This is a genomic window from Lelliottia sp. AC1 (genome assembly GCF_023278595.1).
GTDB lineage: Bacteria > Pseudomonadota > Gammaproteobacteria > Enterobacterales > Enterobacteriaceae > Enterobacter > Enterobacter nimipressuralis.
Window position 1 is genome coordinate 2,492,082 of sequence record NZ_CP025699.1, and the last position, 24,728, is coordinate 2,516,809.

At 53.2% G+C, this 24,728-nt stretch carries 28 protein-coding genes; 19 read left to right on the forward strand and 9 right to left on the reverse strand.

Annotated features, from left to right (window positions below; genetic code table 11):
• The first annotated feature begins 163 nt into the window (after positions 1-163).
• The 4 genes from lolB to dauA all read left to right on the forward strand — a co-directional run bounded on the left by lolB (position 164) and on the right by dauA (position 4,517).
• Positions 164-775, forward strand: coding sequence for a lipoprotein insertase outer membrane protein LolB (gene lolB, locus C0560_RS11855; protein ID WP_102103900.1), 612 nt, complete (start codon positions 164-166; stop codon positions 773-775).
• The gene (gene ispE / locus C0560_RS11860; RefSeq protein ID WP_248858592.1) at positions 772-1,641 is read left to right on the forward strand and encodes a 4-(cytidine 5'-diphospho)-2-C-methyl-D-erythritol kinase; all 870 of its coding nucleotides are present in this window, start codon (positions 772-774) and stop codon (positions 1,639-1,641) included. The genes lolB and ispE overlap by 4 nt, the downstream gene beginning before the upstream one ends.
• 125 nt (positions 1,642-1,766) lie before the next feature.
• Positions 1,767-2,714, forward strand: coding sequence for a ribose-phosphate diphosphokinase (gene prs, locus C0560_RS11865; RefSeq protein ID WP_003856663.1), 948 nt, complete (start codon positions 1,767-1,769; stop codon positions 2,712-2,714).
• Between the two features lie 123 nt (positions 2,715-2,837).
• On the forward strand, positions 2,838-4,517 hold the full coding sequence (gene dauA / locus C0560_RS11870; protein WP_248858593.1) for a C4-dicarboxylic acid transporter DauA: 1,680 nt from the start codon (positions 2,838-2,840) through the stop codon (positions 4,515-4,517).
• Positions 4,518-4,599: 82 nt separating this feature from the next.
• Here the strand turns inward: dauA and ychH are convergent, their stop codons facing one another.
• Entirely contained in the window at positions 4,600-4,875 is a 276-nt protein-coding gene (gene ychH / locus C0560_RS11875) for a stress-induced protein YchH (RefSeq protein ID WP_100779906.1), read from the reverse strand.
• Positions 4,876-5,147: 272 nt separating this feature from the next.
• Between ychH and pth the strand changes: the two genes are divergently transcribed.
• The 3 genes from pth to C0560_RS11890 all read left to right on the forward strand — a co-directional run bounded on the left by pth (position 5,148) and on the right by C0560_RS11890 (position 7,621).
• On the forward strand, positions 5,148-5,732 hold the full coding sequence (gene pth, locus C0560_RS11880) for an aminoacyl-tRNA hydrolase (protein WP_100779905.1): 585 nt from the start codon (positions 5,148-5,150) through the stop codon (positions 5,730-5,732).
• 126 nt (positions 5,733-5,858) lie between these two features.
• Positions 5,859-6,950 (forward strand): redox-regulated ATPase YchF, encoded by a 1,092-nt coding sequence (gene ychF, locus C0560_RS11885; RefSeq protein ID WP_100779904.1) that lies wholly within the window; start codon positions 5,859-5,861, stop codon positions 6,948-6,950.
• Positions 6,951-7,081: 131 nt separating this feature from the next.
• The gene (locus tag C0560_RS11890) at positions 7,082-7,621 is read left to right on the forward strand and encodes a DUF2058 domain-containing protein (protein ID WP_100779903.1); all 540 of its coding nucleotides are present in this window, start codon (positions 7,082-7,084) and stop codon (positions 7,619-7,621) included.
• 12 nt (positions 7,622-7,633) lie between these two features.
• On the opposite strand, the gene C0560_RS11895 is transcribed toward C0560_RS11890, so the two are convergent.
• Entirely contained in the window at positions 7,634-8,329 is a 696-nt protein-coding gene (locus C0560_RS11895) for an RluA family pseudouridine synthase (RefSeq protein ID WP_248858594.1), read from the reverse strand.
• Between the two features lie 127 nt (positions 8,330-8,456).
• Here C0560_RS11895 and C0560_RS11900 point away from each other — a divergent pair, with 127 nt between their 5' ends.
• Positions 8,457-8,807: a DUF1304 domain-containing protein gene (locus tag C0560_RS11900; protein ID WP_123427687.1), complete on the forward strand. Its 351-nt coding sequence runs from the start codon at positions 8,457-8,459 to the stop codon at positions 8,805-8,807.
• 298 nt (positions 8,808-9,105) lie between these two features.
• A complete protein-coding gene (locus C0560_RS11905; protein WP_100779901.1) occupies positions 9,106-10,329 on the forward strand; it encodes an MFS transporter in 1,224 nt (407 codons plus the stop codon).
• Positions 10,330-10,456: 127 nt separating this feature from the next.
• On the opposite strand, the gene C0560_RS11910 is transcribed toward C0560_RS11905, so the two are convergent.
• Positions 10,457-11,062, reverse strand: coding sequence for a LysE family translocator (locus C0560_RS11910; protein ID WP_102103910.1), 606 nt, complete (start codon positions 11,060-11,062; stop codon positions 10,457-10,459).
• 167 nt (positions 11,063-11,229) lie between these two features.
• Entirely contained in the window at positions 11,230-12,168 is a 939-nt protein-coding gene (locus tag C0560_RS11915; RefSeq protein ID WP_248858596.1) for a LysR family transcriptional regulator, read from the reverse strand.
• Between the two features lie 99 nt (positions 12,169-12,267).
• Between C0560_RS11915 and C0560_RS11920 the strand changes: the two genes are divergently transcribed.
• Together C0560_RS11920 and C0560_RS11925 are read left to right on the forward strand one after the other, a co-directional pair.
• On the forward strand, positions 12,268-12,702 hold the full coding sequence (locus tag C0560_RS11920) for a DMT family transporter (RefSeq protein ID WP_248858597.1): 435 nt from the start codon (positions 12,268-12,270) through the stop codon (positions 12,700-12,702).
• A 9-nt stretch (positions 12,703-12,711) separates the two neighbouring features.
• Positions 12,712-13,203, forward strand: coding sequence for a DMT family transporter (locus tag C0560_RS11925; RefSeq protein ID WP_100779897.1), 492 nt, complete (start codon positions 12,712-12,714; stop codon positions 13,201-13,203).
• 73 nt (positions 13,204-13,276) lie between these two features.
• On the opposite strand, the gene C0560_RS11930 is transcribed toward C0560_RS11925, so the two are convergent.
• Positions 13,277-13,783 carry a phenolic acid decarboxylase gene (locus C0560_RS11930; protein ID WP_102103914.1) on the reverse strand — a complete coding sequence of 169 codons (507 nt, stop codon included), beginning with the start codon at positions 13,781-13,783 and terminating at the stop codon, positions 13,277-13,279.
• 97 nt (positions 13,784-13,880) lie between these two features.
• Here C0560_RS11930 and C0560_RS11935 point away from each other — a divergent pair, with 97 nt between their 5' ends.
• From C0560_RS11935 to C0560_RS11945, 3 genes are all read left to right on the forward strand, one after another.
• Positions 13,881-14,741 carry a LysR family transcriptional regulator gene (locus tag C0560_RS11935; protein ID WP_248858598.1) on the forward strand — a complete coding sequence of 287 codons (861 nt, stop codon included), beginning with the start codon at positions 13,881-13,883 and terminating at the stop codon, positions 14,739-14,741.
• A 616-nt stretch (positions 14,742-15,357) separates the two neighbouring features.
• Positions 15,358-16,419 carry a membrane-associated sensor domain-containing protein gene (locus C0560_RS11940; RefSeq protein WP_370446870.1) on the forward strand — a complete coding sequence of 354 codons (1,062 nt, stop codon included), beginning with the start codon at positions 15,358-15,360 and terminating at the stop codon, positions 16,417-16,419.
• Positions 16,420-16,562: 143 nt separating this feature from the next.
• Positions 16,563-17,015, forward strand: a complete 453-nt coding sequence (locus tag C0560_RS11945) for an acyltransferase (RefSeq protein WP_103946465.1) — start codon at positions 16,563-16,565, stop codon at positions 17,013-17,015.
• Positions 17,016-17,155: 140 nt separating this feature from the next.
• Here C0560_RS11945 and C0560_RS11950 read toward each other — a convergent pair whose 3' ends face one another.
• A complete protein-coding gene (locus tag C0560_RS11950; protein WP_123427679.1) occupies positions 17,156-17,605 on the reverse strand; it encodes a GNAT family N-acetyltransferase in 450 nt (149 codons plus the stop codon).
• Between the two features lie 292 nt (positions 17,606-17,897).
• Between C0560_RS11950 and C0560_RS11955 the strand changes: the two genes are divergently transcribed.
• A complete protein-coding gene (locus C0560_RS11955; protein WP_248858599.1) occupies positions 17,898-18,431 on the forward strand; it encodes a GNAT family N-acetyltransferase in 534 nt (177 codons plus the stop codon).
• On the opposite strand, the gene C0560_RS11960 is transcribed toward C0560_RS11955, so the two are convergent.
• On the reverse strand, positions 18,424-18,834 hold the full coding sequence (locus C0560_RS11960; protein ID WP_248858600.1) for an ASCH domain-containing protein: 411 nt from the start codon (positions 18,832-18,834) through the stop codon (positions 18,424-18,426). The two genes, C0560_RS11955 and C0560_RS11960, sit on opposite strands and share 8 nt — an antisense overlap.
• A 25-nt stretch (positions 18,835-18,859) precedes the next feature.
• Positions 18,860-19,270 (reverse strand): MerR family transcriptional regulator, encoded by a 411-nt coding sequence (locus C0560_RS11965; RefSeq protein ID WP_181826471.1) that lies wholly within the window; start codon positions 19,268-19,270, stop codon positions 18,860-18,862.
• A 71-nt stretch (positions 19,271-19,341) separates the two neighbouring features.
• Here C0560_RS11965 and C0560_RS11970 point away from each other — a divergent pair, with 71 nt between their 5' ends.
• Both C0560_RS11970 and C0560_RS11975 read left to right on the forward strand, forming a co-directional pair.
• Positions 19,342-19,827 carry a DUF2938 domain-containing protein gene (locus tag C0560_RS11970; RefSeq protein WP_248858601.1) on the forward strand — a complete coding sequence of 162 codons (486 nt, stop codon included), beginning with the start codon at positions 19,342-19,344 and terminating at the stop codon, positions 19,825-19,827.
• A 142-nt stretch (positions 19,828-19,969) separates the two neighbouring features.
• Entirely contained in the window at positions 19,970-20,860 is an 891-nt protein-coding gene (locus tag C0560_RS11975; protein ID WP_248858602.1) for an oxidoreductase, read from the forward strand.
• 22 nt (positions 20,861-20,882) lie between these two features.
• Here the strand turns inward: C0560_RS11975 and C0560_RS11980 are convergent, their stop codons facing one another.
• Positions 20,883-21,188 carry a cupin domain-containing protein gene (locus C0560_RS11980; protein WP_123427668.1) on the reverse strand — a complete coding sequence of 102 codons (306 nt, stop codon included), beginning with the start codon at positions 21,186-21,188 and terminating at the stop codon, positions 20,883-20,885.
• 278 nt (positions 21,189-21,466) lie between these two features.
• On the opposite strand from C0560_RS11980, the gene C0560_RS11985 reads away from it, so the two are divergent.
• Together C0560_RS11985 and C0560_RS11990 are read left to right on the forward strand one after the other, a co-directional pair.
• Positions 21,467-22,303 carry an alpha/beta fold hydrolase gene (locus tag C0560_RS11985; protein ID WP_102103926.1) on the forward strand — a complete coding sequence of 279 codons (837 nt, stop codon included), beginning with the start codon at positions 21,467-21,469 and terminating at the stop codon, positions 22,301-22,303.
• A gap of 146 nt (positions 22,304-22,449) precedes the next feature.
• Positions 22,450-24,726 carry an FdhF/YdeP family oxidoreductase gene (locus tag C0560_RS11990; protein WP_248858603.1) on the forward strand — a complete coding sequence of 759 codons (2,277 nt, stop codon included), beginning with the start codon at positions 22,450-22,452 and terminating at the stop codon, positions 24,724-24,726.
• Positions 24,727-24,728 lie beyond the last annotated feature (2 nt).

Genomic DNA, 24,728 nt, shown 5'->3' on the forward strand with positions numbered 1-24,728 from the left:
TACAGGATGCGCGAGATCAATAAAAGAGAGTGCCCCCTTTCGGAGTAATAGCCGTTTCCGGCTAATTTCATGATTTAAGACAATATGAACGTAGACGCTGCCACCGCCCGGCGCTAGCATTAAGGGTTATAACTGCAACGCATCTCAAGGATTTGTCACGACTATGGCCCGATTCATTCGCTTGTTACCGCTGGCGGCGCTGGTTCTTACCGCCTGCTCGATTACTCCGCCCAAGGGCCCCGGCAAAAGTCCTGACTCACCGCAGTGGCGTCAGCACCAGCAAGAGGTGCGCAATTTAAGCCAGTATCAGACGCGCGGCGCGTTCGCTTATCTCTCCGATCAGCAAAAAGTGTACGCCCGCTTCTTCTGGCAACAAACCGGGCAGGATCGCTATCGCCTGCTGCTGCTGAACCCGCTCGGCAGCACTGAACTGGAGCTGAATGCCCAGCCAGGCACCGCACAGATCACCGATAACAAAGGCCAGCACTACACCGCGACAGATGCCGAAGAGATGATCGGCAAACTGACCGGTATGCCGATTCCGCTTAATAGCCTGCGCCAGTGGATCCTCGGTCTGCCGGGCGACGCCACCGATTACAAACTCGACGACCAGTATCGCCTGAGCGAACTCAACTACACCCAGAACGGGAAAACCTGGAAAGTGGTGTACGGCGGGTATGACAGCGCGAGTAAACCGGCATTGCCATCCAATATGGAACTGACGGAAGGCAGCCAGCGTATCAAGCTCAAAATGGATAACTGGATCGTTAAATGATGAGCCAATGGCCCTCTCCGGCGAAGCTGAACCTGTTTTTGTACATCACCGGGCAACGCGCTGACGGCTACCACATGCTGCAGACGCTGTTTCAGTTTGTCGATTATGGCGACACGATCTCCATCGAACTGCGCGACGACGGCCAGATTCACCTGCTGACGCCCGTTGAAGGTGTTGCTCATGAAGATAATCTGATCGTGCGTGCCGCGCGGCTGCTGATGAACGCGGCGGCCGGCTCGGGAAGGTTTCCGGCGGGGAGCGGTGCCGATATCCATATTGAGAAACACCTGCCGATGGGCGGCGGTCTGGGAGGCGGCTCTTCCAATGCCGCGACGATACTGGTTGCATTGAACCATCTCTGGGGCTGCGGATTAACGCCTGATGAACTGGCCGCGCTGGGGCTTTCGCTCGGCGCCGATGTGCCGGTGTTCGTTCGCGGTCACGCCGCGTTTGCCGAAGGGGTTGGCGAGATCCTCACGCCGGTCGATCCACCGGAGAAATGGTATCTGATCGCCCATCCTGGTGTGAGTATTCCGACCCCAGTTATTTTTAAGGATCCGGCGTTGCCACGGAACACTCCCGTCCGGTCAATAGAAACGTTACTAAAATGTGAATTCAGCAACGATTGCGAGGTTATCGCAAGAAAACGTTTTCGCGAGGTTGATGCGGTGCTTTCCTGGCTGTTAGAATACGCCCCGTCGCGCCTGACTGGCACAGGATCCTGTGTTTTTGCTGAATTTGACACCGAATTCGCCGCTCGTCAGGTGCTAGAGCAAGCCCCGGAATGGCTGCATGGTTTTGTGGCGCGTGGGATGAACACTTCCCCGCTACAGCAGGCCATTCTGGCGCAGACTGAGTTTCGGTGACAACGTCACCCTGTTCCAGACGTTGCATCGCGCTCTTTAATACACCGCCTGGATAGCGTTCGCCTGGCCCGCACAGTTAGTGGCGAATGTTATCCACCATTGGACGCATGCCTGAGGTTCTTCTCGTGCCTGATATGAAGCTTTTTGCTGGTAACGCCACCCCGGAACTAGCACAACGTATTGCCAACCGCCTGTACACTTCCCTCGGCGACGCCGCTGTAGGTCGCTTTAGCGACGGCGAAGTCAGCGTACAAATTAACGAAAATGTACGCGGTGGTGATATTTTCATCATCCAGTCCACCTGTGCTCCAACTAACGACAACCTGATGGAATTGGTTGTTATGGTCGATGCCCTTCGCCGTGCTTCCGCAGGCCGTATCACGGCTGTTATTCCTTACTTCGGCTATGCCCGCCAGGACCGTCGTGTCCGTTCCGCGCGTGTACCGATTACCGCTAAAGTGGTTGCTGACTTCCTGTCGAGCGTCGGTGTTGACCGCGTTCTGACCGTTGACCTGCACGCAGAGCAGATCCAGGGCTTCTTCGACGTTCCGGTTGATAACGTATTCGGCAGCCCAATCCTGCTCGAAGACATGCTGCAGCTGAACCTGGATAACCCAATTGTGGTTTCTCCGGACATCGGCGGCGTGGTTCGTGCTCGTGCGATTGCCAAACTGCTGAACGATACCGACATGGCGATCATCGACAAACGCCGTCCGCGCGCTAACGTCTCTCAGGTGATGCACATCATCGGTGACGTCGCTGGCCGTGACTGTGTACTGGTTGATGACATGATCGACACCGGCGGCACGCTGTGCAAAGCCGCTGAAGCGCTGAAAGAACGTGGTGCTAAGCGTGTGTTTGCTTACGCAACCCACCCGATCTTCTCCGGCAATGCTGTCAACAATCTCCGCAACTCCGTCATCGACGAAGTGGTGGTGTGCGACACCATTCCATTAAGTGATGAGATCAAGGCGCTGCCAAACGTACGTACCCTGACCCTGTCAGGCATGCTGGCCGAAGCGATTCGTCGTATCAGCAACGAAGAATCCATCTCTGCGATGTTCGAACACTAATCGAACACGGCCCAAAAACCCGCTGCGGCGGGTTTTTTTGTCTTGATTACCTATTTGTATGATTAATACCTCCTTCACCTGCCATTCACATGACAGATGATGTGCTCACGGAAAAAGAGAATTGTGAAAAACGTAGCGTCCTCACATGTTCTGCCCTTTCGCGCCCTCATCGACGCCTGCTGGAAAGAAAAATACACCTCATCGCGTTTTCTGCGTGATGTCATCGCCGGGATCACCGTCGGGATTATTGCCATTCCACTGGCGATGGCGCTGGCGATTGGCAGCGGCGTCGCCCCGCAGTACGGGCTGTACACGTCGGCAGTTGCCGGGATTGTCATCGCCCTGACGGGCGGGTCGCGCTTTAGCGTCTCCGGTCCGACAGCGGCCTTTGTAGTGATCCTCTACCCGGTCTCCCAGCAGTTTGGTCTGGCCGGTTTGTTGGTTGCTACTCTGATGTCCGGCGTATTTTTGATTCTGTTCGGTCTGGCCCGTTTTGGCCGGTTGATCGAGTACATCCCGCTCTCCGTGACGCTTGGTTTTACCTCCGGGATCGGCATCACCATCGGGACCATGCAAATCAAAGATTTTCTCGGTTTGCAGCTCGCACAGGTGCCTGAACACTATCTGCAAAAGGTCGGTGCCCTGCTTATGGCCCTGCCGACAGCGAATCTGGGCGATGCGGCTATCGGTATCGTTACGCTCGGCACGTTAATTCTCTGGCCACGGCTGGGCATTCGCCTGCCGGGGCATCTTCCCGCGCTGCTGCTGGGCTGCGCAGTGATGGGCGTGGTGAACCTCCTCGGCGGACACGTCGCCACTATCGGCTCGCAGTTCCACTACATTCTGGCGGATGGCTCCCAGGGCAACGGCATTCCTCAGCTACTGCCTCAGCTGGTGCTGCCATGGAATTTACCTGGCTCGGACTTCACCCTCAGCTGGAATTCCCTGCGCGCCCTGCTCCCGGCGGCGTTCTCCATGGCGATGCTCGGCGCAATTGAATCGCTGCTCTGCGCGGTGGTGCTCGACGGTATGACCGGCACCAAGCACAAAGCCAACAGTGAGCTGGTCGGCCAGGGATTGGGTAACCTTATCGCGCCGTTCTTTGGTGGCATTACCGCCACGGCAGCGATTGCCCGTTCTGCGGCCAACGTGCGCGCCGGGGCCACCTCGCCAGTGTCTGCGGTTATCCACTCTCTGCTGGTGATCCTCGCCTTGCTGGCGCTCGCTCCGCTGTTGTCGTGGCTCCCGCTTTCCGCGATGGCCGCCCTGCTGCTGATGGTAGCGTGGAACATGTCTGAGGCGCACAAAGTGGTGCATCTCCTGCGCCGCGCGCCGAAAGACGACATCATCGTAATGCTGATCTGTATGTCTCTGACGGTGCTGTTTGACATGGTGATCGCCATCAGCGTCGGGATTGTGCTGGCCTCGCTGCTGTTTATGCGCCGCATTGCGCAGATGACGCGCCTGTCACCGGTGAATGTCGAGGTGCAGGAGGATGTGCTTGTGCTGCGCGTTATCGGCCCACTGTTCTTTGCGGCGGCGGAAGGTTTGTTCAGCGATCTGGAATCGCGTATTTCCGGGAAGCGGATTGTGGTGCTGAAATGGGATGCAGTCCCGGTGCTCGACGCAGGCGGTCTGGATGCTTTCCAGCGCTTTGTGAAGCGTCTGCCGGAAGGCTGCGAGCTGCGGGTGAGTAATCTTGAGTTCCAGCCCCTGCGCACCATGGCGCGCGCGGGCGTACAGCCGATTCCGGGGCGCCTGGCGTTCTACCCGAATCGCGAAGCGGCATTAGCGGATCTCTAAGCATAAAAACGGCTCCATCAGGAGCCGTTTTTGTATTCATCTTCTGCAGGCTGGTTAGCGCTGCGGTTACCCGGCAGGTGTACTAACTAGGTTTATGCTGGTCCCGGCGGCAGCGTTTGTCGTAATGACGTACCCACCAGTATCGGTCGCTGACCTGCTCATGGCCACTCACGCGGGCCCCTGCCAGCCACAAAACCGCACCTAAAAAGATGCTCAGCACCGCGCCGTGCGCGAAGTATTGTGGGAGGTCAAGTTGCGGCAACTGGTTTAAAATAGAATAACCCACACCTGCTACCATCACGAACAGGCCCAACCCCATAAGCACGTTACCGAGTCGTGAAGCGTTTCTGCGTTTCATATGTCACCTCCGGAACTTTGGGTTGCAGGGAAATGTCCCTAATCCTTGTGTGTAAAGTATAGACAACGGGTCTTTTATGAGTTGCGTGAATGATCACAATAATGAGCACGCCCGAGACAAAAGTTTACAAATAAGCGCCTGAACAGCTTGAAATTCTAATGATTCAAACCCGTCATTATTCAAATTTCCCCTCTTCCTGCCGCAGAATTTTGTCAAGCGGCGCGCCAGACAGTAAACTACGCGGCAAATCTGGAACCTTTAGGAATTGAAACGTGACGATTAAACTGATTGTCGGCCTTGCCAACCCAGGCGCAGAGTATGCGGCCACCCGCCATAACGCCGGAGCCTGGTATGTCGATCTGCTGGCCGAACGGTTACGTGCCCCCCTGCGTGAAGAGCCGAAATTTTATGGCTATACCTCGCGTATCAACCTCGCGGGTGCCGATGTGCGTCTGCTTGTTCCGACCACATTCATGAACCTGAGCGGTAAAGCCGTGGCGGCGATGGCGACGTTTTATCGCATCAATCCGGATGAAATTCTGGTCGCCCACGATGAGCTGGATTTACCGCCCGGTGTCGCTAAATTCAAACTCGGCGGCGGTCACGGCGGTCACAATGGCCTGAAAGACATCATCAGCAAACTCGGCAATAACCCGAACTTTCATCGTTTACGCGTGGGAATCGGCCATCCGGGCGATAAAAACAAAGTTGTTGGTTTTGTGCTGGGTAAACCACCCGCTTCCGAGCAGAAGCTTATCGACGATGCCGTAGACGAAGCGGCGCGCTGTACCGAGGTGTGGCTCAAAGAAGGTTTGACCAAAGCGACAAATCGTTTACACGCCTTTAAAGCGCAGTAGTCCGCGCGAGACGCCATTTTTACCGCGCGTGACGGCGGTTACGTGTATAATAGGCAAAGTTATTTACTTTTCTTCAATCGGTTTATGCTAACGGGTTGAATATCAAGACATTAAGGTGATTTAAAGATGGGATTTAAATGCGGTATCGTTGGTCTGCCAAACGTGGGCAAATCCACCCTTTTTAACGCGCTCACCAAAGCGGGTATCGAAGCAGCAAACTTCCCGTTCTGTACGATTGAGCCGAACACCGGCGTCGTGCCGATGCCTGACCCACGTCTGGATCAGCTCGCTGAAATCGTTAAACCCCAGCGTATTCTGCCAACCACCATGGAATTCGTCGACATCGCGGGCCTGGTAAAAGGCGCCTCCAAGGGCGAAGGCCTGGGTAACCAGTTCCTGACTAACATCCGTGAAACCGAAGCCATCGGCCACGTGGTGCGTTGTTTTGAAAACGACAACATCATCCACGTGAATAACAAAGTCGATCCGGCTGACGATATTGACGTTATCAACACTGAGCTTGCCCTGTCCGATCTGGACACCTGCGAACGCGCAATCCATCGCGTGCAGAAGCGAGCCAAAGGCGGCGATAAAGACGCGAAAGCCGAACTGGCAGCTCTGGAAAAATGTCTGCCGCAGCTGGAAAATGCGGGAATGCTGCGCGCGCTGGATCTGACTGAAGAAGATAAAGCGGCAATCAAATACCTGAGCTTCCTGACCCTGAAGCCAACCATGTACATCGCGAACGTCAACGAAGACGGTTTTGAGAATAACCCGTACCTCGACAAAGTGCGTGAAATTGCCGCTGGCGAAGGCTCTGTCGTCGTTGCTGTATGTGCTGCCGTTGAGTCTGACATCGCTGAGCTGGACGATGCCGACCGCGAAGAGTTTATGGCTGAGCTGGGTCTGGAAGAGCCAGGCCTGAACCGCGTTATCCGCGCGGGCTATGAGCTGCTGAACCTGCAAACCTACTTCACCGCTGGCGTGAAAGAAGTACGCGCCTGGACCATCCCTGTCGGTGCCACTGCTCCGCAGGCGGCCGGTAAAATCCACACCGACTTCGAAAAAGGCTTTATCCGCGCACAGACCATCGCGTTTGAAGACTTCATCACCTACAAAGGTGAACAAGGCGCGAAAGAAGCCGGCAAGATGCGTGCAGAAGGAAAGGATTACATCGTCAAAGATGGCGATGTGATGAACTTCTTGTTTAACGTCTAAATGAAACTTGTTGGCTGACGAGATATCAGCAACAACAACCCTTATCAAATCCACGCTCCGGCGTGGATTTTTTATTTGTATAAAATTACAGGTATAATCCCGGCAAATTTCCAACAGGTTCAGATACGAAGATGACAAAACTTACCTTACAAGAGCAGATGCTCAAAGCAGGCCTGGTCACCAGCAAAAAAATGGCCAAAGTGCAGAGAACGGCGAAGAAATCCCGCGTACAGGCTCGCGAGGCGCGTGAAGCAGTGGAAGAGAACAAAAAAGCCCAGCTCGAACGTGATAAGCAGCTGAGTGAACAGCAAAAACAGGCGACGCTGGCAAAAGAGTTTAAAGCGCAGGTGAAACAGCTGATTGAGATGAACCGCATCGTGGTGTCACGCGGGAACATCGATTTCAACTTCACCGATAACAACCTCATCAAAAAGATCGTTGTCGATAAAACGACGCAGACGCAGCTGATTAGTGGCCGTCTCGCCATCGCCCGCCTGGTGGTGGATGGGGCAAGTGAAAGTCAGTACGCGATTATTCCGGCAAGCGTCGCGGATAAAATCGCCCAGCGTGATGCAGACAGTATCGTACTGAACAGCGCCCTGAGTCAGGAAGAGCAGGACGAGGACGATCCATACGCCGATTTCAAAGTGCCTGATGATTTGATGTGGTAATGACGTTTACGGTCAGAACGGGCTGGCATTACGCGCCGTGATGCACTCATCGCTCACGGGATGCACAAAGTGCAGCTCGCTGGCGTGCAGCATCAGACGCGGCGTGCGCCCGGTACCTGGCAGCGTGAGCCCACCATACAGATCGCAGCCTAAAATTGGGTGCCCCAGCTGCTGGCAGTGAATACGCAGCTGATGGGTGCGCCCGGTTTCCGGAGTCAGCTCGACCCGCGTCAACGGCAGTAACGCCCCTTCCCTTTCCTGATAAATACGTTCAATCACCCGATAGCGAGAGCGCGCGGGCTTGCCCGTGATAGCGCAAATCGACATCAGCGGGAACAGCGCCGGATCTTTGGCAATCGCTGCATCTATCACCCCCTCGTTATCGTCCAGATGCCCACACAGCAGCGCAGTGTAAATCTTGGACACGCGACGCTCGCTAAACTGCTGGCACAGCGCCGCATTGATAGCCCTATTGCGGGCCACCACCATCAGCCCGGACGTGCCGAAATCCAGGCGGTGCACGAGGGTGCAGCCAGGGAAAATCTTCACCAGTCGATAATGCACCGAGTCGAGATTCTGAGGATTTTTCCCCGAAAGGCTCAACAGCCCCGCCGGTTTGTTGATCAGCACCAGATGTGCATCCTGATAGAGAATTTCAATCTCGTCGAGACACGGCGGGGCAATAAAGGTATCGATAATCGTAGACATCAGGCTGCACGGATAAAGAGTGGGAGCGGATGATAACGAATTTTCATCCTGGTGGCGAATCAGCCTGCCGCACCCGCTGGAATTATCTATACTCCCTTTCACCTGCCCTCACCCTGTAAGGCCGCCCGTGTTTGCTACTCTTCTTGTCGCTGTCGTTGCCGTTATCCATCTCTATATTCTGGTGCTCGAAATGTTTTTGTGGAACACCAAAACCGGCCAGAAAGCTTTTAATTTGAGCGCCGATTTTGCGCGCGAAACCCGCGTTCTCGCCGCGAATCAGGGGCTGTACAACGGCTTCCTGGCGGCGGGATTGCTTTGGGGGCTATGGCTCGGCGAACGCGGTGTTTCGGTGATATTCTTCTTTCTGATCTGCATACTAGTTGCAGGTATTTTTGGAGCGGTAACCGCCAGTCGGAAGATACTTTATGTGCAGGCGCTTCCAGCGCTTGCCGCGATCGTTGCGCTAATAGCCCGTTGAGATCATCCGTTACCGTTTAATTTACCCGTCCGGAACAATAAAGCGTTACGTCTCACCGCCCGCCTGATAACCGTTGCGGATAAAGATGCGTAGCACTTCAAAATCGGTATGGGAATATATGAGGGAGCGGACGTTTCGGCTTCCAGCTTGCTGTCTACTTTTTCTGTGATACAGTGCTGAATCTGCTTCTATGAGGGTATTTCTCCGATGTAAGGATTCTGTCTTTTAACAGTTTTTACTTTCCGCATGGCCTGTTGGTTGTGTGGGCGTATGTTATTAAAGATGAGAATCTCTCTGCATGAATACTTTGCTGCTTGCGCTTATCCGCGCATTGCGTAGCCATGGTTGGCTGCGCTTCCTTGGTTTTGCTTATATCTTGTCATCGCTGGGCAATGGTCTTACGCAGGTAATCGTTTTCGGTCAACTTTTACACTGGCACGCTTCTGCTGCGACTCTGACCCTGGTTTATATGCTCTCTATGCTGCCTGGTTTTATAGGGAGTCTCTGGGGAGAGGCGCTGTGTAACACAGTTTCCCCCCTCCGAATCCTGATTTTTACAGAGATACTCGGTCTACTGGGACTTGTTTTTCCCTTATATGGTTTGCTCTACCACAATATTCCGGCTTTACTTGCGGTCCAGTGTTGGGAAGCGCTATTCACTGGCATGAGTTATCCTGCTCTGACTTTGCTGTTCAAACGCGGGTTGCATCATGAAGAATTACCTGCAGCAACCGCAATGGAAACCCTACTTTTTGCTTCACAGGTTTTATTAGGTACCGGATTAGGCGTTTTACTGTTCGACCGGGTTTCTCTAACAGATCTCCTTGCCATCGATGCTCTGAGCTTTGTCGCTTCTATAACTTTGCTTCTTGTATCTGCCTCTGTTTTTCAGGCGATCACGATGCAATCTGAAAACACCCCACCTGTCACCCAAAAGCTACTCTGGCGATGTTTATCTCCTCTGCAAAAACGGAGCGTTATGCTTTTACCTGCGCTTGCGGCTTTGGGTTCTCCGGCAATGGCACTATTACCTGCCCTGGCACAGGAAATTAGTCCTCAAGATTCAGCCGGGCTGGCACTACCGCTGATTTTTGCGCGAAGCCTCGGACAACTTTGTGGCCCGCTTATTCTTGACGCCAGCAAATTGCAGCACTATTCCACTAAAAACGGGCTGTTGCTGCTGTGCCTGAGCGGCTACATCGGAAGCTATTTCTTGTTGCCTTTAACCGCCGGATTCCCTTTTGCTGGACTTGTGATAATTTTCATTGCACACATGGCCTCTAATATTGTGTTTGCTTTAGGGACCTTCGGTGTACTTAAAAACTTCGCAGATACACAGGTTGCAAAAGCCAGCGCAATGACATGGCGGGCGCAGGTTTTGGTCGCTACTGTTTCAACCGGAATAACCAGTGTCATCGCGCATAATGTGGGTGCCATTACTGCGCTCTATAGCATTTCCATATTCAGCCTGGGAAGTATCGGGATTTGGCTGTGGTTCACCAGGCCGCGCAGAACAAACTAAAATGGAAATTGTGTAGCATCGTCAATAAAGCGTGGGGAGTAAATCTCTCCCCACTTATACAATAACCACTCGTCATCCGTAGCTGACGGCCTGAATCATAACGGCAACGCTTTGCCAAATGTGGGCATTATCCCTTTATCAGGCTATGAAGCGAAAAAGCAATGAGCAACATCCCGCCAGCAATGTTGACGTATTTTTTGAGCATTAACGGGTTCGTTTTTTTAACTGAAAATATCAGTGTCTGACTGACAGAGAAAAGCCAAACGCTCATCACCACGACATGCACTGATGCCAGCGTCAGGTAATTGCTAACCCCTCCCTTTATCCCGGCGAACTGTGAAACGACCGTCACATAGAAAAGGATGGCTTTTGGGTTCAAAACATTCGCAAGCCACGCCTCTTTTAACGTCACCACATGCTTTGAATCCCTAAACCCGTCTGTAGTGACCGTTATCCCACTGCGGATAAGCATCGCGCCTAACCAGAGCAGATAGGCCGTTCCGGCAACTTTGAGCACTGCAAACGCTGCCGGGGACGAGATGAGCACAGCAGTCACACCCAGCCCTATTAAAACCGCATGGGTGTATATGCCCAACGCTGTTCCGGCGAGCGTTCTGATTAGGCCTTTGTGACCACCAGCCAGAGCACTGTTCATAACGAGAGTGAAGCTTGCGCCGGGGGACAGTGCTACAGGCAGTAGTGCTGGCATAAAGCCGAAAATGTTCACATCCATAGATTTTGGATAGTAATGGACACTCTCACAGATTGCCAGTTGAGGCGCTGCGTAACCCTCTGCACTGCCACCGTAATCAACAACCGCAAGATTCTGTTCAAGGTCCGCGATTCACTTTCTAAGCTGGAAAAAACTGACGCCGGATGTACTCCATTGCCAGCCTGAACTTACCCCTCAGACTGCCAGTAAAGCGGTGAACCAAACACCTCAAGATAGTAATCGATCACCGCCCTGACGTTCAGCGGCGGATGGCGGGTGTGGGGGTAAATAGCCGCAATGTTCTGTGGCTCCGTTTTAATAGAGGTATCCATATCGGTCAGTAGCGCGATCAGCTCACCGCTTTTCAGTCTTTCAGCAATCAGCCAGTCCGGAAAAAGCACAATACCCATCCCGCCCAGAGCCGCAATAAGCAAAGTCTCTGCGTTATTGGATGACATCAGTGGCGACACGGGATAGTGCACCCACTCCTCACCTGGCTTGCGAACCAGCCAGCGGTTTGGACCGGAAGATCCACTGTAGACAAGGCATTTGTGGCGTCCGAGATCCTCGGGGCATTCAGGCATACCGTATTTATCCAGATACGCAGGCGACGCGGCCAGGTGATAAAACTGCTGCCCGAAAATGCGCGCATGAAAGGAGGAGTCAGCCAGAACGCCAATCCGGAAAATGACGTCAGCGGCATCCCTGTGTGGATCGATGTAATCATCGGTCAGCGTCAGCTCAATGGTCAGACGGGGGTAACGCGCCGTCAGACCCGGTAGTCCAGGGGCCACATGTCGCTGTCCGAAAAATATTGGGGCATTCATACGAATTAAACCTGAAGGCTCCAGCGCACGTTCATCCAGTTCACGACGCGCATCCTCAAGATTACCGGCCATGGCGCGTGCGTGCCGGATAAAAAGGTGCCCACTTTCAGTCGGGATAACCGCGCGTGTGTTGCGATAAAAAAGCTGCTGACCGAGCGCGTCTTCAAGATGATGGATAACGCGTGAAACCTGCGAAGCCGATATTCCTTCGCGGCGCGCGACCACGGAAAAATTCTGCGTTTCATACACGTCTATAAAGATTGAAAGAGAACGGATACTGATATTGCCTGCGCCATGCATTGATGCAAATCCTGCAAAGGTGTTTCCTGAATTATGGCATTTTTCACATCTCAGGCCAGGTGTAATCTTCTGCGCTTAGACAACCGTAGAGAGTTTGCTATGCAACTGGTACTGATTTTAATTGTTATCGCGGGCGGAATGGGACTGTCCGTAGAGGCTGGTCTGCTGGGGCCGCTGGGAGGAGAAGTCGGCGATTTATGGGCGACATTCAGCGTATTCGGCGTGGGTGCGGCCCTGACATTTTTGCTGATGCTGTTTTTCAGTCCACGCAATAGCCCATCCTTTTTCGCGCAACCCTCCTGGAACCTACTGGGCGGGGTGCTCGGCCCTGTTTACGTCATTATTCTGACCATCGCTACCCCGGCAATCGGTATCGCTATGACGATGATAGGTATTCTGGCAGGACAGGTATCTAAAAGCCTGATCATTGACCACTTTGGTCTGCTGGGCACGCCACATCGGAAAATTGACATTAAACGCATTATCGCGCTGATTTTTATCGTACTGGCGCTGGTTCTTGTTGCACGGGGTTAAGAAAAAATGATGACATTTATGATGATTGTGTTGGCGGTTATTGGTGGTGCAATGCTCAGCATTCAGGCTGCGATAAATGGCCAACTGGGTAGCAAAGTGGGTGTATTCAAAAGTGCATTCCTGACATTCTCCGTCGGCGCGCTTATTACTGCCCTGCTGATTTTCTTCTTTGAGCCTAAACATGCTACCAGCCTATTGGATGTACCGAAGTGGCAACTGTTAGGTGCGATGTTTGGTGTGCCTTACATCGTCATTATGGTCTTTGCCGTTCAACGTATCGGCACAGCCGTTGCAACGGTTGCGGTGATTTTCGGTCAGCTGACAATGAGCATGCTGATTGATAACTTTGGCTGGCTTGGCAACGGGGCGATCCCCTTCTCGATGAATCGTCTGGGTGCCATCCTCTGTCTGGGTATCGCGCTGTTCTTCATCTACTCCAGCAACAGAAGCAAAGCTGCACCGGCTAAAGAAACGCGTCATCAGGCAACCGTTAACGAATAAACGTCCCGGATGAGTAGCAAAAAAAAGAAACCGTCGTCGTGACCGGTTTCTTTTAAATTTAGCGGGGTGTTATTTAACGCAGATTATCTGGAAAATTGTCCGGCAATTCACTCGCCGCGCAGGCAATCACATCGTCATTATTGGCACCGCAGTCACGAATAAAGGTGATAGTGGCAAATTCATCAATAACCTCCGTCGGATAAGCCGGACCGGCATCGCGGTACTGATTCATCAGCGGAATATGGTCATTCTGGAAACACACGGTTTTTTCGGGGTTATTCATCACCCAACGTGGGAAGAAAATAGTGCCATGGAAGAGTTTATCCCCCAGGTTAACAATTAAGCTTACATCCGTGCCGGTTGGCTCCGTCCAGGAGATTTTATAAATACTCTCACCCACGCGGACGATATAAGCCTGCTGATCTTTGACCCAACGATTCCCCACCAGGCCGCTGTGAATACGGTAGTCCAGGGTTTGTTCATTTTTGACATAAATTTCGTAGTTCCAGCCGTTATCGTAGGTGTACACCAGATGTTTACCGACAAAACCGCTTAAATCATGTTTATCAAAGTTGCTCATTTCAGGTCTCCTCTGTTCGATAAAACAAGTCTAATGCTTTAATATTTTGATGAATAGCGCTATTTTATGATGATATTAATCGAATAAATGAATCATTATGAATAAAACAACGCTGGAACAATGGGCAATCCTGGACTGTGTGTTCACTACTGGCAGCTTTGCCCGCGCCGCCGATACGCTACACCGCAGCCAGTCTTCTATTAGCTATAATCTCGCGCAGCTCCAGACGCAACTGGGCGTGACGCTGCTGGTTCCAGAGGGGCGTCGTACGGTATTAACCCCAACCGGGGCCACGCTGTTGGGCCAGGTACGCCCGCTGCTGAAAACATTTAGTTATGTGGAGGCTCAGGCCGCAACTCTGCAGGAGGGAATGCGATCGCAGCTTAATTTGGTGGTGGACGTTATCTATCCTCGGGAGCGTCTGTTCTCTGCCCTGCAACAATTCCAGCAGCGCTGGCCGACTATTCGGGTGAAGCTAACGGAAGTCACCGAGAGCATGTTCCCCACCATGTCCGCTGTGGACGATGCTGATGTGATGATTGTGACCGACCGGCAAAATATTACTGGCCGGGGAGAGTGGCTAATGAACGTGGATTTTATTGCCGTGGCACATCGCGATCATCCGCTGCTGTCGGTATCCGGCACATTGACCGAAGCACTGCTCAGCAACTGGCCACGGATACAAATAGCAGATAGCGGGAAAGCGGCCACAGGGGATAGCCAAAACTGGGATTTCTCCACTCTGGATGCGGCGGCAGGCGCTGTCGTGGCCGGTCTTGGTTACGGCTGGCTGCCGCAGGCCTATATCCACCAGCAACTGGCAGCAGGCATACTGCAACCATTGCCCCTCAGCCACGGCTCGCACCGCGTCACGCCATTACATATCATCCTGCGCCGGGATGTTCCGCCCGATGAACCGGTCAGTTTCCTGATATCAGCCCTGAAAAAGGCGCTGTAAACCACACCGCGAAATGCGGCATGCCTGTAAGCGACTGATTACATTCTTATATCGTACTTCCGTTGCAGTACGATATAAGCTTGTTATTGGGTGGCTGCCTGTTTGCTGGGGGTGCCTTTTTACGTCAACATCACACTAACCTTTGTACCTCGGTGCTTTTCATTAGTGTGCTGGTTACGTAGCGGAACAACTTCGGCTTTATCGGCTGCTTTGAAACACCCTGCCCTTGTCAGGTGTCGCGGGTAGTGCAGCCATTCTGATGGTGTTCAGGGATCCATGGGTTTGAAATATGAAAGTCCGCTTAGTGCCACAAGCAGACGTTGTTAACCCTGACATGTTATCTTTTCGATGGGAGCAGTGATGGTAAGAGGGGGATAGCATTTTACTGTCGTAACTTTTGAATGTTTGCTTGAAGCAATGCGTTAACATGAAAGGTAATCGGAAAATAATACTTACCTGGTCTGATTGTTCTGCCTGAAACTCATGCAATGAAATAGATACCTATATTACACTGGATAGTAATTATTCATTTGTAAGGCAATCAGTAATGGAGCAGCATTCGAACAATAAGCGCCGTACTTTCAATAGTGTAAGAATGTGGCAGAACCATAGTGATATGGTCAGTCAGGCGCTATCAGTGAGTATCCCGTGGTTCACATTTGTGAATGTCAGTTTTGCGCTGATCATTTTGTTTCGCAATATTCTCATCAGTAATTTTGATCGCTCGATCGGCGCACACACTGAAATATTGCCGTTTATAGACGAAATTACGAGTGGCATTATTGGTTTGTCGCTTCTGTTAGTACTTTTCATCTATCGCCTCCCTGCCAGATTTACACCTCTTTGTATGGCGATGCTAGTAACTATCAGCCTGATGTGGAGCTACTGTAGCTACAACTTTATCGTCTCGTGGCAACTGCCTTTTGCCTGGCCCCTCAGTGTCATCCTAGTGCTCACCGCGCTGGCAGCGCTTTATTATCATCCAACGGCCCTGTTACTTTTCATCACCCCATTATGGCTGACTGCCCTACTGGCTAGCGTGCAGATTAATCAGGGTGTTAACGTACGGTTTTTATTGGTCTGGCTTACTCTTACCGCCATTCTCATTTATGGTCGCTTTATACTACAACGCTGGTTTGATGAAGCCTGGTTACGTTATCAGGAGAACCGGATGCTTATTGCACGGCTAGATGTTATGGCTCACCAAGATGCGCTGACCGGGACGGCTAATCGGCGGTCAATGGAAAACTTTCTTGATGATGCTCTCCTACAGGCCGAGCCATTTTCGCTGCTCATGCTCGATGTGGACTATTTCAAACGCTATAACGACCACTATGGTCACCAGGCTGGAGATGAATGCCTGGCAAAAGTAGCCGATCTGATGAAGAGGTCGGTACGTACTCCAGCAGATTTGGTGGCACGTTACGGCGGCGAAGAGTTTGTCATTGTGCTGCCTGCATCCTCCCTGAATGAAGCTGCGCAGGTTGCTGAACGTATTCAGACGAACCTGCACGAAACTTCACTGCCACACGCAACTTCGGAGGTTAGTGAAATGGTGACAGTCAGCATGGGCATTACCCTTTCCAAAAGCGGTGACAGTACTGCTGGCATTATTGCCAGAGCAGATGAAGCCCTTTATCGGGCAAAACAACAGGGGCGTAATCGTTGGGAAAAGTAAAATCAGCCGCTCAGTGCCAGGAGCGGACATTACAATCATCACAGTGAACGAATCATTGGGGGCTGGTTAGTTTAGCTACTTAGTAAAGATAAACTTTTTAAGCTATTCTGAGCCGAATTATCTCGTGTAAGGACTCAGTTGATATGAAGATTATTGAAAGCGGGATTCGTGACGTTGAACAAGGTAAAAATGTAAAAGTTGTCATGCCTGTAAACCTCTATGAATGTGACCTAGGCGATGATGTTTTTGTAGGGCCATTTGTTGAGATACAAAAGGGATGTGTCATAGGCGACAGAACTAAAGTGCAGTCACACACTTTCATCTGTGAGAACGTTACCTTAGGCAAAGACTGCTTTATAGGCCATGGCGTAACCTTTGCTAACGATCTTTTCAAGTGTGGAAGTCCTGATGCTTCTGCAGAAACTTGGATACATATTGTATTAGGCAACGCAGTAATAGTGGGTAGCGGAGCAACAATTTTAACAACGGAAATTTGCAGTGGTGCGGTGATTGGTGCAGGTAGCGTTGTTACAAAGCCAGTGCTGGTAAAGGGTGTGTATGCTGGTAATCCGGCCCAGCTTTTGAGAACGCTTTAAGCATCACCTCTGCAAATTCTTAGCCCAAACTCATATTCTCCTTAGGCTGTTAACGCCCGCTTCTCGCTCTTAGCCAAGTGAGATCAATCTATCGGCAGGTTAGTGCCAGGAGCGGAAGTCAGGGCCGACAAATACAATCATCACAATGCCTTTGCGAAACAGACAGCTTCTTCTCTACCTATATATGGGCCATAATTCTCAATACGGACATATCCATTTTTCTCGTAAAAATTGACGGCCCGACGGTTGATATGCCGGGTTTCCAGTTTCAACTCGCGATATCCCATTTGTTTTGCGGAGGTTTCCAGAAAAGTAAGTAAAGCACTACCCACGCCTGGCAAGCTTTGGTCTGAAAACATTCTTTTAATTTCGGCTGTATTTTGAGTTAATGGCCGGATTGCGCCGCATCCTATCGCATCCCCATGTGCATTCTTTGCCAATACCCATAATGCTTTGTCATCATTCATTGCTTCAACGGTGAAGTTGGTTTTGCCATTATCGCCAGTAATAGCGGCAAGTTCAGCGGACAGCATTTCGGTTAAGCGATGAGATTCTGAAGAAAATGGATCTGATTTCTCTACGGTTATCATGGTTATATCCTATAAAGGGAGTTTAACCAGCATAAAGTACCCTGCCTGAATAATCATCATGCCGAAACGGGTAATGGGACAACGCTGCTCCCTGGCTTTATCGAGGATGCGATGTCCGTTCCTCGCTCAAAGCGGATCAACCCGCTCTTTAACCTGTCCGCGTCATACCAGAAGCAAGCCTGGCTAACATCATGATATGCTCCATTCTGGACAGAAAAATGCCCCGTTATTCCCAGTGCATTGCGAATCAAAGACCGTAAAAATAATGACCTCACGCATGGAGAACCTTGTCATGGATTTCACTATCCGTCACGCACACCCTGAAGACTTTGACAGGCTACGCGCTATTGAGCTGGCGGCTTTTGAAACCTTGCGTAATGCGGGTGCGGTAACAGACGAGGCGGGCGCATGTTGCCTGGAGGAATTGAGCGATTTCTGGCGTAACGGTCTGCTGCTTACGGCCTATACGTCTGATTCTGTTCCGGTAGGTTTTGTCGCAGCTAACGTTGAAGAGTCCTGGCTGCACATTGCTGAAATGGATGTACATCCGGCCTGGCAGCGCCACGGTATCGGCAGACGGCTTATGCAGGCTATTCTCAATATTGGTCAGCAGCGTGGTCTGACGGGAGCCACGCTGACCACAGACAAAATGGCCGCTTTTAATGCCCGATTTTACGCCACATTAGGTTTCGAAATTGTAGAAGGTCTCGCACGACCGCCGCATCTGGTAAGCCTGATTGCTGAAGAACTCGCGACAGGTTTCAACCCGGCGCGGCGTGCAGCGATGTGTAAGACTTTCAGGGAAACCACAATCCGCCTTAAATAACCTCAACGACCTCAAACTCCTCTGCGATCAGCTCCATCTCTTCAGAGAAGTCCCCTTCGCGGGCGAAAAAGCGCTGATGTTCTTTCCGCCAGTACTCAAGGCTCAAATCGCCCTCCCCCTCTTTTCTGGCAAACTCATCGGTCACATCGCAAAAACGCACCAGGCGCAGTGAAATCAATCTGATCACGCACACCGGTGCATTCTGACCATCAAGAACGATGTGATAGCTGCCGATTCGGGGCGCATTTTCCTCCTGTTGATACGAGGAGAAAGAGCCACATGAGGCCGTTTTGATCCCTTTTTTAATCAGGTAAGCAAGCTCGTTCGCCAGCTCAGGGCTGTCACCCATTTGCCAGGCATTTGCTCCCGGATACTTCACCTGCAGTTCATCTAGTGTCGTCATGATTATTTCCCTCTCATTTAGTGAGTTAACGGCTGCCAGACCGGGCGAGCCGAAGCCCTCTTGAGACAATTTTTTGGAACTCCTCGCACTCGGTATGCTCTGGTTGTGTACAGCGTGCGGCATGCTTCAGCCCGCGGCTTAAAAGCTGCAATCTGCGAATGGTGTTGTCAATCTTCAGTGATTGCTGATGAAGCTGCTCGCGGTCTATTGCGATCGTCCCTTTCGCACCAAACATCGCTGCAATGTCATCCAGAGAAAATCCTGCCGCCTGCCCCAGCGTGATCAGCTGCAGCTTATTAAGCACATTCTCATGATACTGCCTTCTCAGACCGTTGCGACCCACCGGCTGGATCAATCCTCGCTTCTCGTAATAGCGCAGCGCCGAGGGGCTAATGCCCGAAAGGTCGGCGATTTCTCTGATATCCAGTTCTTTCATCGTTGACTTAAACCTGACTTTAACTTGCACACTGTCTGCCAGCTTAGCATTTCATCAGCAAGGAGAAGACTATGGATATGATGTTGGTGCTTAAAACAGTCATAACGGGGATGGGCGCAACAGGGGTGATGGATCTATGGTCCTGCTTTCAGAAACGCACTCTTAAGGTTCCGCCACTGAACTATGCCCTGGTAGGCCGCTGGATTTTGGGTTTGCCGGGCGGGACGCTTTGCCATCACACGATCGTCTCAGCGCCGCCACTACGCGGGGAGCTGTTGACGGGCTGGGTGTTTCACTATCTCACCGGGATACTTTTTGCTGTCGTGCCGCTGATGCTGTACGGAGCAGAATGGTTCACTACCCCCTCCCTCTCGACAGGACTGCTCGCCGGTCTGTTAACGTTATTTGCCCCCTTTTTGATTCTGCAGCCTGCGCTGGGTTTTGGCATTGCTGCGTCACGTACCCCTCGCCCGTGGCTGGCACGTCTGCTCAGTGTGCTCACGCATCTGGCTTACGGCGTCGGGCTTTATATCGCGGCCTGCGTGATGAGAGTTTAAGGGATGGGCTTATCGTTACGCCTGACCGCCATGCGTCCGCCAAAATGATGTGAATCGGCATCATTTTTTCCTGTTAGACGCGATGGGCCGGCGGAGTATTATGATAAATCAGGTCTGCTTGCCCCATTCAGGAGGACAAAGAATGTCTGAACATCCCTCAGTAGCGCTTATTGGCCCAGGTGCTATCGGTACCACCATTGCTGCGGCACTGCATGACGTGGGCCGAACGCCCCTTCTTTGCGGACGCACCCCTCATCCACAGTTAGTGTTGCGCCACGATGAAGGCGAAATCATCGTACCCGGCCCGGTCATCACCGATCCTTCGCGCGTCAGCCGCCCGGTCGCGCTTGTGTTTGTGGCCGTGAAAACCACCCAGGTCGCTGACAGCGCCGGGTGGCTGGCTGCGCTGTGCGATGAAAACACCGTCGTCTGTGCGTTGCAGAATGGCGTTGAGCAAAAAGCGCAGCTCGAACCTTACGTTAACGGTGCCGTGGTCGTCCCGTCGGTGGTCTGGTTCCCGGCTCAGCGCGAGCCGGACGCCTCCGTGTGGCTCCGCGCTAAACCGCGCCTGACCCTCCCCGCTATCCCGCAGGCAACACGGATCAGCGATGCGCTGAGTGAGACGCGCTGCGCGGTTGAATTGTCAGCGGATTTTGTCTCCATCGCCTGGCGTAAGCTGTTGCAGAATGCCGTCGCGGGCCTGATGGTGCTGGCGAACCGCCGTGCAGGGATGTTCTCGCGGCAAGATATCACGGAGCTAGCACTGGCGTACCTGCGCGAATGCCTGGCCGTGGCGCGGGCAGAAGGCGCATCGCTCGGCGATAACGTTCCGCAAGAGATCGTTGAGGGTTTTCATCGTGCCCCGGCGGATTTAGGCACGTCAATTCTCGCCGACCGTCAGGCCAATCGTCCGCTGGAGTGGGATATTCGCAACGGCGTGATCCAGCGTTATGGCGATAAGCATGGTATTCCTGTCCCTATCAGCCGCGTTGTGGTTCCGCTGCTGGCGGCGGGAAGTGAAGGGCCGGGTTGACGTTAACGCTCGGGGCGGGCTTTTACTGCCGCCCCACGTCCACTACCACCAGTACCCCAAAACTCCCTTCCGGCACGGAATGCTTCGCCCCCTTTGGCACAAAAAAGAACTCCCCGGCTTTCAGCGTAAAGTGCCGTTCGTCCACCACCAGCGGCAGCTCACCGTCCAGCACCAGCAGCAGTTCGTCGAAATCATCATGCGCCTCGGTTGGAAGTCCCTCCCCGCCCATCTTTAGCACTTTTATATTGGCGTTCCCGACGGTGCCAAGCACGCGCGAACGCCAGACATCCGGCAGGTCTGCCACCACGCTCGCGATTGAGGTTTTCATTGAGCACTCTCTGTTTAGTCTGATCGGCGCTACCACCTTTAGCATGCGCAGGTGAATTACCGTTATAAATTCATCAGGTTAAGGTTGCTGGATTTTAACTAAGCAAAGATAACGGACTAAATTTGAAGAACATTTTCACAAGCGAAGCCATCAAGCCAGCCGCAGAATTCCGGCACGCGGTGACATTCTCAACTAGACTTGGATGTTGTTATTTGCCACCTGCTTGCACATCAACCTGAATTATCCATCTCCTTTCACTCCACCCGAGAGGTTCAATCATGTCATTTGTCACCACCAAAGATAACGTTGAGATCTTCTATAAAGACTGGGGACCAAAAGAGGCGCAGCCTGTCTTCTTCCACCACGGCTGGCCGCTGAGCGCTGACGACTGGGATAACCAGCTGTTGTTCTTTTTGGCGCAAGGCTATCGCGTACTGGCGTCCGACCGCCGGGGCCACGGGCGTTCAAGCCAGGTCAGCGACGGGCACGATATGGATCACTACGCCGCCGATGTCTCCGCCGTTGTGGAACATCTGGATCTGAAAAATGTGGTGCATATCGGGCACTCGACGGGCGGCGGGCAGGTTGCGCGCTATGTCGCAAAATATGGTCAGCCACAGGGGCGCGTGGCAAAAGCGGTGTTGATCAGCGCCGTACCGCCGTTAATGGTCAAAACGCCGGAGAACCCGGGCGGCACGCCGATTGAGGTCTTTGACGGGTTCCGCCAGGCGCTGGCCGCCAACCGCGCACAATTTTATCTTGATGTCGCGACAGGCCCGTTCTACGGCTTTAACCGGGAGGGCGCGGAGATCTCACAGGGCACCATCCAGAACTGGTGGCGACAGGGAATGATCGGCAGTGCGAAGGCGCACTACGAAGGTATCAAGGCGTTTTCAGAAACCGACCAGACCGACGATCTGAAGGCTATCACCGTCCCTACCCTGATTTTGCAGGGCGATGACGACCAGGTCGTGCCGTATAAAAATGCGAGCCTGCTTCAGGACGAGCTTCTCAGCAACAGCACCCTCAAGGTCTATCCGGGCCTGCCACATGGGATGCACACCACCCATGCTGACCTGATTAACCAGGATCTTCTGGCGTTTATTCGCAGCTAACCCCCCCCTCGGTATAGCCGCCCAGGCTATACCGACCCTCTCACCCGCACGCCTTGAATCATCATAAAAATGATGATTATTTGTTGTTATTTCGTTAACTCCAACGGTGTAGAATTGATCCATCGATCGACATAGTCGGAGCTTACATGAATAACAAACGCCGCTCGGTTCCAGGGATCCGGCACTATGATGGTCCTGCCGGGGGATGGGGGGCGCTGAAAGCCACCGCCATCGCCGTTCGCACGCAGATGGACACCCTCGATGCCCCCGCGACCCTGCTTCGCACCAACCAGCCTGACGGATTTGACTGCCCCGGCTGCGCATGGCCCGACAAAGAGCACAAATCCACCTTCCAGTTCTGCGAAAACGGCGCCAAAGCCGTGACCTGGGAAGCCACCAGCAAACGCGTCACCCCGGCGTTTTTCGCCGAAAATACGGTGACTTCCCTGCTGGCAAAAAGCGATTTCGAACTCGAAGGCTATGGTCGTCTGACGCACCCGATGGAGTATCACCGGGAGAGCGACACCTTCCGCCCGGTCGAATGGGAACAGGCGTTTGCACGCATTGGCGAAATACTGCGCGAACTCCCGCCGGATGCGGTCGAGTTTTACACCTCCGGTCGCGCCTCCAACGAAGCGGCGTTCCTGTTTCAGCTGTTTGCCCGCGAACTGGGCACCAATAATTTTCCTGATTGTTCCAATATGTGCCACGAAGCTACCAGCGTCGGTCTGCCGCGCTCCATTGGGATTGGCAAAGGAACCGTGTCGCTCGACGATTTTGATAACACTGAGCTTGTGATTTCAATCGGCCATAACCCCGGCACTAACCACCCGCGAATGATGGGGACGCTGCACGAGCTGGCCCGCCGCAAGGTGCCGATTATCGTGCTCAACCCGATGCGTGAGCGCGCGCTGGAGCGGTTTGCCGATCCGCAAAGCGTGATGGAGATGGCGACTTACAGCTCCACCGATATCGCCTCGACCTATTTCCAGGTGAAAGCGGGCGGTGATGCTGCCGCGCTGAAAGGCATCGCAAAACATCTGCTGGCGTTTGAAAACGCGCTGGATACCGATTTTATCGCCACGCACACCCAGGGCTTCGATGATTTTGCGGCGGATATCCAGGCGACAAGCTGGGCGTCGATTGAGCGCGAATCGGGCCTGTCGCGCCAGGACCTCCACCAGGTCGCAGAGGCCTATGCCAAATCCAACGCCACCATCATCACTTACGGCATGGGCATCACCCAGCACAACAAAGGCACCTCCAACGTGCGTCTGATTGCCGACCTGCTGCTGATGCGCGGCAATATTGGCAAACCCGGCGCGGGGATTTGCCCCCTGCGCGGCCACTCGAACGTTCAAGGAAACCGCACCGTTGGGATCTCCGAAAAACCGACGGCGGCGTTTCTCGGCAAAATGAAAGAGGTGTTTGGCTTTACGCCACCTGCGGCGCACGGCCACGACGCGGTGCAGGCCACCGAAGCGATGATCAACGGCAGCGCCAGGGCGATGATCTGTCTCGGCGGGAATTTTGCCGTCGCCATGCCCGATCACGCGCGCGCCTTCCCGGCGATGCGCAGCCTCGATCTGAGCGTCCATGTCGGCACCAAGCTTAACCGCACGCATCTCCTGACGGCGAAACAGACCTGGCTGTTCCCCTGCCTTGGGCGAACAGAGCTGGATATGCAGCAAACGGGCCGCCAGTCCATCACGGTGGAAGATTCGATGTCGATGGTTCATGCCTCGTCCGGCAAGCTCAAACCTGCCTCGCCTGAGCTGCGCTCAGAGCCGGCGATTGTCGCCGGGCTGGCAAAAGCGACGTTGCCTCACACCCGCATTGACTGGACCACCCTGGTGTCGGATTACGATCTGATCCGCGATCTGATCGAAAAAACCATCCCCGGTTTTGACCAGTACAACCAGCGCATCCGTATTCCCGGTGGTTTTCGCATGCCGCTTCCGCCAACCGAACGCGTCTGGCCGACGTCCACGGGCAAAGCGATGTTCTCAGTATTTGAAGGCGTCGATGAGAACCAGCCGGGCGTCGGTGACAACGTGCTGCGGCTGGTAACGCTGCGCAGCCACGACCAGTACAACACCACCATCTACGCGCTCGATGACCGGTATCGCGGCGTGTTTGGCCGCCGCGATATTCTGTTTATGAACGAGGGCGATATGGCGCAGTTGGGTCTGGAGCACGGCGATCGTGTGGACATTTCCACCGCGTTGCAGGGCAGCGTTCAGCAACTGGAAGACATCACCGTGGTCGCTTACAGCATTGCCTCTGGTACGGTCGGTGCTTATTATCCAGAGGCTAACGTACTGGTTCCACTCGATTATCTTGACAAAGACAGCGGAACACCGTCCTATAAATCCGTGCCCGTCCGGATAACGCTGCGATCAAAAGAGATCCGCGCACTATAAAC

Coding starts and splice junctions, on each gene's coding strand:
- lolB (WP_102103900.1), top strand. CDS start 164: ATGGCCCGATTCATTCGCTTGTTACCGCTGGCGGCGCTGGTTCTTACC.
- C0560_RS11895 (WP_248858594.1), bottom strand. CDS start 8,329: ATGTCTACGATTATCGATACCTTTATTGCCCCGCCGTGTCTCGACGAG.
- C0560_RS11975 (WP_248858602.1), top strand. CDS start 19,970: ATGTCTGAACATCCCTCAGTAGCGCTTATTGGCCCAGGTGCTATCGGT.
- ispE (WP_248858592.1), top strand. CDS start 772: ATGATGAGCCAATGGCCCTCTCCGGCGAAGCTGAACCTGTTTTTGTAC.
- C0560_RS11915 (WP_248858596.1), bottom strand. CDS start 12,168: ATGCATGGCGCAGGCAATATCAGTATCCGTTCTCTTTCAATCTTTATA.
- C0560_RS11935 (WP_248858598.1), top strand. CDS start 13,881: ATGAATAAAACAACGCTGGAACAATGGGCAATCCTGGACTGTGTGTTC.
- C0560_RS11890 (WP_100779903.1), top strand. CDS start 7,082: ATGACAAAACTTACCTTACAAGAGCAGATGCTCAAAGCAGGCCTGGTC.
- C0560_RS11950 (WP_123427679.1), bottom strand. CDS start 17,605: ATGATAACCGTAGAGAAATCAGATCCATTTTCTTCAGAATCTCATCGC.
- ychH (WP_100779906.1), bottom strand. CDS start 4,875: ATGAAACGCAGAAACGCTTCACGACTCGGTAACGTGCTTATGGGGTTG.
- C0560_RS11920 (WP_248858597.1), top strand. CDS start 12,268: ATGCAACTGGTACTGATTTTAATTGTTATCGCGGGCGGAATGGGACTG.
- C0560_RS11965 (WP_181826471.1), bottom strand. CDS start 19,270: ATGAAAGAACTGGATATCAGAGAAATCGCCGACCTTTCGGGCATTAGC.
- C0560_RS11910 (WP_102103910.1), bottom strand. CDS start 11,062: ATGGATGTGAACATTTTCGGCTTTATGCCAGCACTACTGCCTGTAGCA.
- C0560_RS11990 (WP_248858603.1), top strand. CDS start 22,450: ATGAATAACAAACGCCGCTCGGTTCCAGGGATCCGGCACTATGATGGT.
- C0560_RS11955 (WP_248858599.1), top strand. CDS start 17,898: ATGGATTTCACTATCCGTCACGCACACCCTGAAGACTTTGACAGGCTA.
- ychF (WP_100779904.1), top strand. CDS start 5,859: ATGGGATTTAAATGCGGTATCGTTGGTCTGCCAAACGTGGGCAAATCC.
- C0560_RS11985 (WP_102103926.1), top strand. CDS start 21,467: ATGTCATTTGTCACCACCAAAGATAACGTTGAGATCTTCTATAAAGAC.
- C0560_RS11980 (WP_123427668.1), bottom strand. CDS start 21,188: ATGAAAACCTCAATCGCGAGCGTGGTGGCAGACCTGCCGGATGTCTGG.
- C0560_RS11960 (WP_248858600.1), bottom strand. CDS start 18,834: ATGACGACACTAGATGAACTGCAGGTGAAGTATCCGGGAGCAAATGCC.
- C0560_RS11925 (WP_100779897.1), top strand. CDS start 12,712: ATGACATTTATGATGATTGTGTTGGCGGTTATTGGTGGTGCAATGCTC.
- C0560_RS11905 (WP_100779901.1), top strand. CDS start 9,106: ATGAATACTTTGCTGCTTGCGCTTATCCGCGCATTGCGTAGCCATGGT.
- C0560_RS11930 (WP_102103914.1), bottom strand. CDS start 13,783: ATGAGCAACTTTGATAAACATGATTTAAGCGGTTTTGTCGGTAAACAT.
- C0560_RS11945 (WP_103946465.1), top strand. CDS start 16,563: ATGAAGATTATTGAAAGCGGGATTCGTGACGTTGAACAAGGTAAAAAT.
- C0560_RS11970 (WP_248858601.1), top strand. CDS start 19,342: ATGGATATGATGTTGGTGCTTAAAACAGTCATAACGGGGATGGGCGCA.
- C0560_RS11940 (WP_370446870.1), top strand. CDS start 15,358: ATGGTCAGTCAGGCGCTATCAGTGAGTATCCCGTGGTTCACATTTGTG.